Source organism: Silanimonas sp., assembly GCF_044377035.1.
Classification (GTDB): Bacteria; Pseudomonadota; Gammaproteobacteria; order Xanthomonadales; family Xanthomonadaceae; genus Silanimonas.
In genome coordinates this window covers 1-11307 of sequence record NZ_JBILJW010000034.1, presented here as the reverse complement: position 1 = coordinate 11307, position 11307 = coordinate 1, and the positions used below count along the sequence as shown (strand labels likewise).

The 11307-nt window shown below is 68.7% G+C and carries 8 protein-coding genes and 1 pseudogene; all 9 read left to right on the top strand.

The window, feature by feature from the left end; all coding sequences use genetic code 11:
* The coding region (locus ACIQ6S_RS13560; protein WP_397608816.1) for an Hsp70 family protein at nucleotides 1–944 on the top strand (944 nt) is incomplete at its 5' end.
* 105 nt (nucleotides 945–1049) lie between these two features.
* Entirely contained in the window at nucleotides 1050–2180 is a 1131-nt protein-coding gene (dnaJ, locus tag ACIQ6S_RS13555; protein WP_397608815.1) for a molecular chaperone DnaJ, read from the top strand.
* A gap of 55 nt (nucleotides 2181–2235) precedes the next feature.
* On the top strand, nucleotides 2236–2961 hold the full coding sequence (locus ACIQ6S_RS13550) for a 4-hydroxy-tetrahydrodipicolinate reductase (RefSeq protein WP_397608814.1): 726 nt from the start codon (nucleotides 2236–2238) through the stop codon (nucleotides 2959–2961).
* 183 nt (nucleotides 2962–3144) lie between these two features.
* Nucleotides 3145–4281 (top strand): glutamine-hydrolyzing carbamoyl-phosphate synthase small subunit, encoded by a 1137-nt coding sequence (gene carA, locus ACIQ6S_RS13545; RefSeq protein ID WP_397608817.1) that lies wholly within the window; start codon nucleotides 3145–3147, stop codon nucleotides 4279–4281.
* 1 nt (nucleotide 4282) lies between these two features.
* Nucleotides 4283–7513 carry a carbamoyl-phosphate synthase large subunit gene (carB, locus tag ACIQ6S_RS13540; RefSeq protein ID WP_397608813.1) on the top strand — a complete coding sequence of 1077 codons (3231 nt, stop codon included), beginning with the start codon at nucleotides 4283–4285 and terminating at the stop codon, nucleotides 7511–7513.
* Complete coding sequence (greA, locus tag ACIQ6S_RS13535) at nucleotides 7510–7986, top strand: transcription elongation factor GreA (protein WP_397608812.1); 477 nt, start codon at nucleotides 7510–7512, stop codon at nucleotides 7984–7986. Before carB ends, greA begins: the two co-directional genes overlap by 4 nt.
* A gap of 4 nt (nucleotides 7987–7990) precedes the next feature.
* Entirely contained in the window at nucleotides 7991–8911 is a 921-nt protein-coding gene (locus tag ACIQ6S_RS13530; RefSeq protein WP_397608811.1) for a phosphoglycerate mutase, read from the top strand.
* On the top strand, nucleotides 8908–10629 hold the full coding sequence (recJ, locus tag ACIQ6S_RS13525) for a single-stranded-DNA-specific exonuclease RecJ (protein ID WP_397608810.1): 1722 nt from the start codon (nucleotides 8908–8910) through the stop codon (nucleotides 10627–10629). Before ACIQ6S_RS13530 ends, recJ begins: the two co-directional genes overlap by 4 nt.
* Before the next feature lie 35 nt (nucleotides 10630–10664).
* Nucleotides 10665–11307 (top strand): annotated as a pseudogene (locus ACIQ6S_RS13520) (PCRF domain-containing protein); the annotation flags it as partial.

The window sequence follows — 11307 nt, the reverse complement described above, 5'->3', positions numbered from 1 at the left end:
CGCTCAACGACGCCGGCCTGCGCACCGCGGAGATCACCGACGTGATCCTCGTCGGCGGCATGACCCGCATGCCGAAGGTGCAGGCGGCCGTGGCCGAGTTCTTTGGCAAGGAACCGCGCAAGGACGTGAACCCGGATGAGGCCGTCGCCGTCGGCGCCGCCATCCAGGGCGGCGTGCTGGGCGGCTCGGTGAAGGACGTGCTGCTGCTCGACGTCACCCCGCTGTCGCTGGGCATCGAGACGCTCGGTGGCGTGATGACCAAGATCATCGAGAAGAACACCACCATCCCGACCCGCGCCTCGCAGGTCTTCAGCACCGCCGAGGACAACCAGAGCGCCGTCACCGTGCACGTGCTGCAGGGTGAGCGCGACCAGGCCCGCTTCAACAAGTCGCTGGCCCGCTTCGACCTCGCCGGGATCGACGCCGCCCCGCGCGGCATGCCGCAGGTGGAAGTGACCTTCGACATCGACGCCAACGGCATCCTGCACGTGTCGGCCAAGGACAAGAAGACCGGCAAGGAGCAGAAGATCGAGATCAAGGCCGGCTCGGGCCTGAGCGAGGAAGAGATCCAGCGCATGGTCGCGGACGCCGAAGCGAACCGCGAAGAAGACAAGAAGTTCCAGGAGCTGGTGCAGGCCCGCAACCAGGCCGACGGCCTGATCCACCAGACCCGCACGGCCATCAAGGAACACGGCAGCAAGGTGCCGGGCGACCAGCTCGGCGCGATCGAGACCGCGCTGGCCGACCTCGAGACCGCGATGAAGGGCGACGACAAAGGCCAGATCGAAGCCAAGACGATGGCGCTGGCGCAGGCCGCCCAGTCGCTGCAGGCCGCGGCCTCGGCCGGTCCGGCGGAAGCCGGTGATGCCGGTGCGGGGGCATCGGCGGGCAAGGCGGACGACGTGGTCGACGCCGAGTTCACCGAGGTCAAGAAAGACAAGTAAGGCGTATCCCTCCGGGCTTACGGCTCGGATGGATCAACGGGCCGCGTTCGACCGGAACAACCGGTCAACGCGGCGTCGTTCGTGGACACCAACAGCGGGTAGCGGATGAGCAAGCGGGATTACTACGAGGTGCTGGGCGTTTCGAAGGGCGCGTCGGAAGACGAGCTCAAGAAGGCGTATCGCCGGCTGGCGATGAAGCACCACCCCGACCGAAATCCCGGCGATGCGTCGGCGGAAGAAGCGTTCAAGGAGGCCAAGGAGGCCTACGACGTCCTTTCCGACGCCAACAAGCGCCGCGCCTACGACCAGCACGGCCATGCCGCCTTCGAGCAGGGCATGGGCGGCGGTGGCGGCGGCCCGGGCGGCTATGCCGACATGGGCGACATCTTCGGCGACATCTTCGGTGACATCTTCGGCGGTGGGAGGCAGCGCAGCGGTCCGCGCCGCGGCTCCGACCTTCGCTACGTGATGGAACTCGACCTCGAGGAAGCCGTCGCCGGCATCGAGAAGCGCATCGACGTGCCGACGATGGCGAACTGCGGTTCCTGCGAGGGCACCGGCGCCGAGGACAAGAAGACCGAGACCTGCGGCACCTGCCGCGGCATGGGCCAGGTGCGCATCCAGCGCGGCATCTTCCAGATGCAGCAGCCGTGCCCGACCTGCGGTGGCAGCGGGAAGATCATCCCGAAGCCCTGCAAGGTGTGCCACGGCACCGGCCGCGTGCGTCAGGAGAAGACGCTGTCGGTGAAGATCCCGGCGGGCGTCGACACCGGCGACCGCATCCGTCTGCAGGGCGAGGGCGAGGTCGGCCAGCCCGGCGCGCCCAGCGGCGACCTCTACGTCGACGTGCAGGTGCGGCCGCACTCGGTCTTCGAGCGCGACGGCGACGACCTGTATTGCGAGATCCCCATCCGCTTCTCGCAGGCCGCACTCGGTGCCAGCATCGCGGTGCCGACGCTGGAAGGCGAAGTGGAGATCAAGGTTCCCGCCGAAACGCAGACCGGCAAGCTTTTCCGCCTGCGTGGCAAGGGCGTGCGCTCGGTGCGTTCGCGCCAGACCGGCGACCTGCATGCCCGCGTCGTCGTCGAAACGCCGGTGAACCTCACCGCACGACAGCGCGAGCTGCTCGAGGAGTTCGAGCAGACCTTCGAAGGCGAGGAGGCGGCGCGCCACTCTCCGAAGTCGAGCACCTTCTTCGATGGCGTTCGCGCGTTCTGGGACCGCATGACGGGCTGAGCTCCGTGCCCGACTGCGTTGCAGGCGGCGCGCCGCGGCGCGTAGCCTTGCGCGCATGACGACTTCCATCGACCTGCTGGTCCACGGCGCTTCGGGCCGCATGGGCCAGCGCCTCCTCGCGCTGTCCGCCGAGTTCGCCCGTTTGCATCTGGTCGCCGCGGTCGCGCGCGGTACGGCCGGCCTCGTGGTGCCGGAAGGCGTCGCCATCCCGGCGATGCGGCTTTCCGAAGCGCCCGCGTTCCGACTGCTGATCGACTTCAGCCTGCCCGAAGCCTTCGACGCGGCCCTGGCTCTGGCCGTGCAGCGCCGGGCGGCCTTCGTCAGCGGCACGACGGGCTTGTCGCTCGCCCAACTCAAGGCGCTGGAGGCAGCGAGCCGGCAGATTCCGGTGCTGTGGTCGGCGAATTTCAGCCTCGGCGTGGCGGTGCTATCCGACCTCGTCGAGCGCGCGGCCCGCGCCCTGCCGGGCTGGGATCTCGACATCGTCGAAAGCCACCACGTGCACAAGAAGGACGCGCCCTCCGGCACGGCCTTGGCGCTCGGGGCGTCGGCCAAGGCGGGCGGTGCCGAGCCGCGCTACGCCAGCCTGCGTACCGGCGACATCGTCGGCGAACACTGGCTGCAGTTCGCCGGGCAGGGCGAACGGGTGGAATTGGCCCATCGGGCCACCTCGCGCGACATCTTCGCCCGCGGCGCCCTGGCCGTTGGCGAATGGCTGGCCGGGCAGCCTCCGGGCCACTACACGATGCGCGACTGGGTCGCGGCCAAAGCCCGGGACTGACGGGCCCGCGATTCGGCGCTTCGCTGAACGAGATGCCGGCGCCCAAGGCGGATTCCGCTGGCGTCACGCGGGCTTCGCGGCTAGAATTCCGGCTCGCCTGACTCCCCTCCCATGCGCCTGCCTTCGGCCGGTGCAAGGGAAGCGCACGCCGCGCGCGAGTCACCCCACCGTAAGGCGATCGAAGTGACCCAACCCGCCATCCTCGCGCTCGAAGACGGAACCGTGTTCGAGGGCGTTTCCGTCGGCGCGCCCGGCCTTTCCGTCGGTGAAGTGGTGTTCAACACCGCACTCACCGGTTACCAGGAAGTCCTGACCGACCCCTCCTACGCGCGGCAGATGGTCACCCTGACCTACCCGCACATCGGCAACACCGGGTTCACGCCGGAAGACGACGAGGCCGCCAAGGTCTGGTGCGCCGGCCTGATCGTCCGCGACGTGCCGCGCCGCCCGAGCAACTGGCGCAGCCGCGAGGCGCTTCCGGAATGGCTCACGAAGCGCGGCGTGGTCGCGATTGCTGGTATCGATACGCGGAAACTGACGCGCCTGCTGCGCGAGCGCGGTGCCCAGAATGGTGCGCTGATGGCCGGCGAGATCGACGCCGACAAGGCCATCGAGGCCGCCCGCAAGTTCCCGGGCCTGAAGAACCTTGACCTCGCCCAGGTCGTCACCACCGACCGCGCCCATGAGTGGACGGAAGGCTCGCTGGACCTCGACCGTGGCGGCTTCGCCAAGGCCGACGGCCGCTTCCACGTCGTGGCCTACGACTTCGGTGTGAAGACCAACATCCTGCGCCTGCTCGCCGACCGCGGCTGCCGCCTCACCGTCGTGCCGGCCAAGACGCCCGCCGCCGATGTGCTGGCGATGAAGCCCGATGGCGTGTTCCTCTCCAACGGCCCCGGCGACCCGGCCCCCTGCGACTACGCCATCGCCGCGATCGTCGAGATCCTCAAGGCCGGCGTGCCGACCTTCGGCATCTGCCTCGGCCACCAGCTGCTGGCGCTGGCCAGCGGCGCGAAGACGCTGAAGATGAAGTTCGGCCACCACGGCGCGAACCACCCGGTGCAGGACCTTGATTCCGGCCGCGTGATGATCACCAGCCAGAACCACGGCTTCGCCGTCGACGAGGGCACGCTGCCCGCCACGCTGCGCGTCACGCACCGCTCGTTGTTCGACGGTAGCAACCAGGGCATCGCGCGCACCGACGTGCCGGCCTTCAGCTTCCAGGGCCATCCCGAAGCCAGTCCCGGTCCGCACGACGTGGCCGGCCTGTTCGACCGCTTCATCGGCCTGATGCAGGCCCACCCGCAGGGAGCCCGCTGACATGCCGAAGCGCACTGACATCCAGACCATCCTGATCATCGGCGCTGGCCCGATCGTCATCGGCCAGGCCTGCGAGTTCGATTACTCCGGCGCGCAGGCCTGCAAGGCGCTGAAGGAAGAGGGTTATCGCGTCGTTCTGGTGAACAGCAACCCGGCGACGATCATGACCGACCCGGAGATGGCCGACGCCGTCTACATCGAGCCGATCAATCCGGCCACGGTCGAGCGAATCATCGCGAAGGAAAAGCCCCAAGCGCTGCTGCCGACGATGGGCGGCCAGACCGCGCTGAACTGCGCGCTCGACATGGCCGACGCCGGCACGCTGGAAAAGTACGGCGTCGAGCTGATCGGTGCGTCGCGCGAGGCCATCCGCATGGCCGAGGACCGCGAGCTGTTCCGCGTGGCGATGAAGGAGATCGGCCTCGAATGCCCGAAAGCCCAGGTGGCGCGCTCGCTTGAGCAGGCCATCGAGATCCAGGCCACGGTGGGTTACCCGACTATCATCCGCCCGAGCTTCACGCTCGGCGGAAGTGGCGGCGGCATCGCGTACAACCGCGAGGAGCTCGTCGAGATCGTCACCCGCGGCCTCGACCTCTCGCCCACCAGCGAGGTGCTGGTTGAAGAATCGGTGCTCGGCTGGAAGGAATTCGAGATGGAAGTGGTCCGCGATACCGCGGACAACTGCATCATCGTCTGCTCGATCGAGAACCTCGATCCGATGGGCGTGCACACCGGCGACAGCATCACCGTCGCGCCGGCGCAGACGCTCACCGACAAGGAATACCAGCGCCTGCGCGACGCCTCGATCGCCGTGCTGCGCAAGATCGGCGTCGACACCGGCGGTTCGAACGTGCAGTTCGGCATCAACTCGCAGACCGGCCGCGTGGTCGTCATCGAGATGAACCCGCGCGTGTCGCGTTCCTCGGCGCTGGCCTCGAAGGCCACCGGCTTCCCGATCGCCAAGATCGCCGCGAAGCTCGCCGTCGGCTACACGCTCGACGAGCTGAAGAACGACATCACCGGCGGCCTGACCCCGGCCTCGTTCGAGCCGTCGATCGACTACGTCGTCACCAAGATCCCGCGCTTCGCCTTCGAGAAGTTCGCCGCTGCCGACGCCCGCCTCACCACGCAGATGAAGTCGGTGGGCGAAGTGATGGCCATGGGCCGCACCTTCCAGGAGTCGCTGCAGAAGGCCCTGCGCGGCCTCGAGATCGGCAAGGTCGGCTTCGACCCGACCGGCGATGCGGGCAAGGGCGAAGAAGGCCTGACCCGCATCAAGCGCGAGCTCAAGGACGCCCGCCCGGAGCGCCTGTTCCACGTCGGCGAGGCCTTCCGCGCCGGCCTGTCGGTGGACGACGTCTACAAGCTCTCCTACATCGACCCGTGGTTCCTCGACCAGATCGAGGAGCTGATCGCGATGGAGCGCGACGTCGCCACCGGCGGTCTCGCCGGCCTCGACAAGCCGCGCCTGCGCACCCTGAAGCGCGCCGGCTTCTCTGACGCGCGCCTGGCCCAGCTGGTCGGCACCGACGAGTCGGCCGTGCGCGCCCTGCGCCGCGCCTTCGGCGTGCGCCCGGTCTACAAGCGCGTCGACAGCTGCGCCGCCGAATTCGCCACCTCGACCGCGTACATGTACTCGACCTACGAGGACGAGTGCGAGGCCAATCCGACGAACCGCGACAAGATCATGGTGCTCGGTGGCGGCCCGAACCGCATCGGGCAGGGCATCGAGTTCGACTACTGCTGCGTGCACGCGGCCCTCGCGCTGCGCGAGGACGGGTTCGAGACCATCATGGTCAACTGCAACCCGGAGACCGTCTCGACCGACTACGACACCTCCGACCGCTTGTACTTCGAGCCGCTGACGCTCGAGGACGTGTTGGAGATCGTCGATCTCGAGAAGCCCAAGGGCGTGATCGTGCAGTACGGCGGCCAGACGCCGCTGAAGCTCGCGCGCGCGCTCGAAGCCAACGGCGTGCCGATCATCGGCACCTCGCCGGACAGCATCGATCTCGCCGAGGACCGCGAGCGCTTCCAGAAGCTCGTCGATGACCTCGGCCTGCTGCAGCCGCCGAACCGCACGGCCCGCAACGCCGAGCAGGCGCTGGCCCACGCCAAGGAGATCGGCTACCCGCTCGTCGTGCGCCCAAGCTACGTGCTCGGCGGCCGCGCGATGGAAGTCGTGTATTCCGACGAGGACCTCTCGCGCTACATCCGCGAAGCCGTGCAGGTCTCGAACGATTCGCCGGTGCTGCTCGACCGCTTCCTCGACAACGCTGTCGAGGTGGACGTCGACGTGATCGCCGACAAGGACGGCAACGTGCTGATCGGCGGCATCATGGAGCACATCGAGGAAGCGGGCGTGCACTCCGGCGACAGCTCGTGCTCGCTGCCGCCGTACTCGCTGAGCAAGGACATCCAGGATCGCCTGCGAGTGCAGGTCGCCCAGCTCGCGCGTGGCCTGAAGGTCATCGGCCTGATGAACACGCAGTTTGCGATCCAGGGCGAGACGATCTACTTGCTGGAAGTGAACCCGCGCGCCTCGCGCACCGTGCCTTTCGTCTCGAAGGCCATTGGTCGCCCGCTGGCGAAGATCGCGGCGCGCTGCATGGCCGGCCAGACGCTGGCGGAGCAGGGCGCGACCAAGGAAATCATCCCGCCGTACTTCTCGGTGAAGGAAGCCATCTTCCCGTTCGCGAAGTTCCAGGGCGTCGACCCGATCCTCGGCCCGGAGATGCGCTCCACCGGCGAGATCATGGGCGTCGGTCCCACCTTCGAGGAGGCGTTCGCGCGCGCCGAGGAAGCGGCCAACATCAAGGCCCCGGCCCCGGGCAAGAAGGTGTTCTGCTCGGTGCGTGACGCCGACAAGCAGCGCTTGCTGCCGGTGGCTCGAGACCTGCTGGCCCGTGGGCACAAGCTGGTGGCCACCGAAGGCACGGCGAAGTTCCTCGCCGCCGAAGGCCTCGAAGTCGAACGCATCAACAAGGTGGCCGAGGGCCGCCCGCACATCGTCGATCTGATCAAGAACGGCGAGATCAGCTACGTCATCAACACAACGGAAGGCAAGGTTGCGATCGCCGACTCCTTCTCCATCCGCCGCGAGGCGCTGCAGCACCGCGTCACCTACTCGACGACCGTCGCCGGCGCCCGCGCGCTGGTCGGCGCCATCGACGCGCGCAACAACCCGCGCGTGACCTCGCTGCAGGAACTGCACAAGGAACTGAACGCATGAGAGCCCCGCTGACGAGCAAGGGTGCGACGCGCCTGCGCGACGAGCTCGAAAAGCTGAAGACCGTCGACCGTCCGAGGGTCATCGAGGCGATCGCCGAGGCCCGTGCCCACGGCGACCTCAAGGAAAACGCCGAATACCATGCGGCGCGCGAGATGCAGGGCTTCATCGAAGGCCGCATCAAGGAGCTGGAGTACACGCTGTCGCACGCGCAGGTGATCGACATCGCCTCGCTGAACGCCGGCTCGCGCATCGTCTTCGGCGCCACCGTCGAGTTGGCCGACGTCGACACCGACGACAAGGTCACCTACACCATCGTTGGCGACCTCGAGAGCGACATCAAGCAGCGGCTGATCTCGATCTCCTCGCCGGTCGCGCGCGCCTTGATCGGCAAGCACGAAGGCGACACCGTCACCATCGAAGCGCCGGGCGGCCAGCGCGAGTTCGAGATCACCGGCGTCAGCTACATCCCCTGACCTCGTGCTGACGCTGCTGCTCCCGGCTCGCAGGTACTTCGCCGGCCAGGCTCCGTCGCCCGGCGTCGCGAAGGCATTGGGGCGTGCGGCCACGATCGAGGCCGAGGCGGGCGAACTCGCCCAGCTTCGCCGGCCGTTCCGCGTGCGCCCTGCGGGCCAGTGGCCTAGCGCGGCGCTGATCGAGCGCCGCGCGAAGCACGAGTCCGATGTGCAGCCTTTCCAATGGCTCCGCGCCGATCCGGTGTGGTTGCAGCCCGATCTCACCACGGCGCGCCTGATGGCCTGGGGAAACCTCGGGCTCACGGCGGAACAGTCGGAAGCGTTGATGGCACCGCTGAAGCCGCTGTTCGGTGAGTTCGGCTATGCGCTCGAAGCCCGCGAGGCGGAAGCCTGGTCGGTGCAATGCCCGCGCGACACTCGGCTGCCCATGTTCCCGCATCCGCTCGCGGCGCTCGGCGATGACGCATTCCCCTATCTGCCCGAGGGCCCCGACGCTCGCCGCTGGCGCAGCCTGATGGGCGAGGCGCAGGTGCTCATGCACCAGCACCCGGTGAATGCCGAGCGCGCGCGCCGCGGCCTGCCGCCCGCAAACAGCCTGTGGTTCTGGGGCGAGGGCGGGCTTCCCGACCAGATCGAAGGCCCTGTCGGTCATGTCGCCACCGCCGACCCCGAACTGGCCGCGTATGCGCAGGCGGCCGGTGCCGCGGTAAGTGATCGCGTCGATGCCACGAAGCCCGGCCTGATCGACCTCCGCGCCGAGCGGCGCTGGGCGGTCATCGACGATCTGTTGGCCCTGGCCTTGGCCGCGATGGGGCAGGGGGCATACGCCCAGGTGCGTCTTGATTTCGCCGACGGCCATCTGAGGGCCGTTGAGCCGGCTCAGCGCTGGCGGTTCTGGAAACCGGCCTTCCAAGGCTTCACGTGACGGCATCGCCCATCCTTCGCCGCCGCGCGTTGGCGTCGCTCGGTGACTGGCCGCCGCACGTTCCGCCGCTGCTGCAGCGGCTCTATGCGGCGCGCGGCATTGCTTCCGCCGAACAGGCCGATCTGAAGCTGGCGAAGCTACTGGCGCCACAGCAGTTGGGCGGCATCGACGCCGCCGTCGACCTTCTGCATGCCGCGCTGCGCCGCGATGCCCACATCGTCGTGGTGGGCGATTTCGACTGCGATGGTGCGACCGGCACGGCGGTCGCGGTGCGCGGCCTGCGCATGCTCGGCGCGAGGCACGTGTCCTATCGCGTACCGCATCGCATCGCACACGGTTACGGCCTGTCGCCGGCCCTCATCGAGGAGGAACTGGCGCCGATCGCGCCGGACCTCGTCATCACGGTGGATTCCGGCATCGCCTGCCTGCCCGGCGTGGCCGCGGCGAAAGCGCGAGGCTGGCAGGTGCTGGTCACCGACCACCATCTGCCCGGCGAGGAACTCCCCGCCGCCGACGCCATCGTCAATCCGAACCTGCGCGGCGACGGTTTCCCGAGCAAGGCGCTTGCCGGCGTGGGCGTGGTCTTCTACCTGTTGCTGGCGCTGCGCGCGCGACTGCGCGAGCGCGGCGAGCCCGGCGCGGAGGCCGATCTTTCCGGTCTTCTCGACCTCGTCGCCGTGGGGACGGTGGCTGACCTCGTGCCGTTGGACGACAACAACCGCCTGCTCGTCGCCGCCGGGCTCAAGCGCCTGCGCGAAGGCCGCGGGCAGCCCGGCGTGTTGGCGCTCGCCGAGGTTGCCCAACGGCGGCTGCCGGTGCTCACCGCCACCGACATCGGCTTCGGCATCGGCCCGCGCATCAATGCCGCCGGTCGGCTGGAGGACATGACCCTCGGCATCGAGTGCCTGCTCACCGACGATGCCGAGCGCGCCATGCAGCTCGCGAAGCAGCTCGACGCCATCAATGCCGAGCGTCGCGAACTGCAGCAGCAGATGGTGGACGACGCCGAGTCCGCCGCCTCGGCGCTGCCGCTGCCGGAAGGCGGGCACGACGCCTATTGCCTGCGCGACGATAGCTGGCACCCTGGCGTGGTCGGTCTGGTGGCCTCGAAGCTCAAGGAGAAGCTGCACCGCCCGGTGATCGCCTTCGCGCCCGCCGATGCCGGATCGACGACCCTTCGTGGCTCCGCCCGTTCCATCCCCGGCGTGCACGTGCGCGACGCGCTGGCCGATGTCGACGCCCTGCATCCCGGCCTGATCCTCCGCTACGGCGGCCACGCGATGGCGGCGGGGCTGAGCCTTGACGCCGCCAATTTCGACGCTTTCCGCCACGCCTTCGAGGCCGCGGTGGCGCGGCGACTGACCGACGAGCTGCGCGAGGCCGAGCTCTGGTCCGACGGTGAACTCGCGCCGCAGGAGCTGAATCGCCCCACCGCCGAGGCGCTGCGCCTGGCCGGGCCCTGGGGGCAGGGCTTCCCCGAGCCGCTCTTCGACGGCGAATTCGAGGTGCGCTCGTGGAAGGTCCTCGCGGAGCGGCACCTCAAGTTCGAGCTCGGCATGCCAGGCCGCCTTGGGCCGGTGAACGCCATCCATTTCGGTGGCGCCGCCCTCGGCGCGCCGCCTGCGCGCGTGCGCATGGCCTTCGGCCTCGACCTCGATGATTTCCGGGGCCGGCGCGACGTGCAGTTGCTGGTCCGGCACTGGTGGGCGGCCTGCTAGAATCGCCGGTCATTCACGAACACCGAGAACGCGCCATGGAGACCAATCCCGTGCGCCAGCGCATCGCCGACCTCAAGGGCCGGCTGGATGTGCTGAGGGGGTACCTTTGACTACGACCAGAAGGTCGAACGCCTAGAAGAAGTCAGTCGCGAGCTGGAAAGCCCGACGATCTGGAACGATCCCGAGAAAGCGCAGGGCCTCGGCCGCGAGCGCGCGGCGCTCGAGAAGGTCGTCCACGGCCTGAAGACGCTCGACGAGGGCTTCACCGGCGCGCTTGAGCTGCTCGAGCTCGCCGAGATGGAGAACGACGAGGACACCTTCAACGCCGTCGTCGCCGACGTCGATGCCGCCCAGGTGCACCTGGAGAAGCTCGAGTTCAACCGCATGTTCAGCGGCAAGATGGACGGCGCCAGCGCCTTCGTGGACATCCAGGCCGGCGCCGGCGGCACCGAAGCGCAGGACTGGGCCGAGATCCTGCTGCGCATGTACCTGCGCTGGTGCGAGTCGCGCGGCTGGAAGACCGAACTAATGGAAGTCAGCGGCGGCGACGTGGCCGGCATCAAGTCGGCGACGGTGCGCATCGAGGGCGACTACGCCTACGGCTGGCTGAAGACCGAGACCGGCGTCCATCGCCTCGTGCGCAAGTCGCCGTTCGACTCCGACAACCGTCGGCACACG

Bases quoted from the DNA above. Each gene is read 5' to 3' on its own strand.
- carB (WP_397608813.1), top strand. From the start codon at position 4,283: ATGCCGAAGCGCACTGACATCCAGACCATCCTGATCATCGGCGCTGGC.
- ACIQ6S_RS13550 (WP_397608814.1), top strand. From the start codon at position 2,236: ATGACGACTTCCATCGACCTGCTGGTCCACGGCGCTTCGGGCCGCATG.
- dnaJ (WP_397608815.1), top strand. From the start codon at position 1,050: ATGAGCAAGCGGGATTACTACGAGGTGCTGGGCGTTTCGAAGGGCGCG.
- greA (WP_397608812.1), top strand. From the start codon at position 7,510: ATGAGAGCCCCGCTGACGAGCAAGGGTGCGACGCGCCTGCGCGACGAG.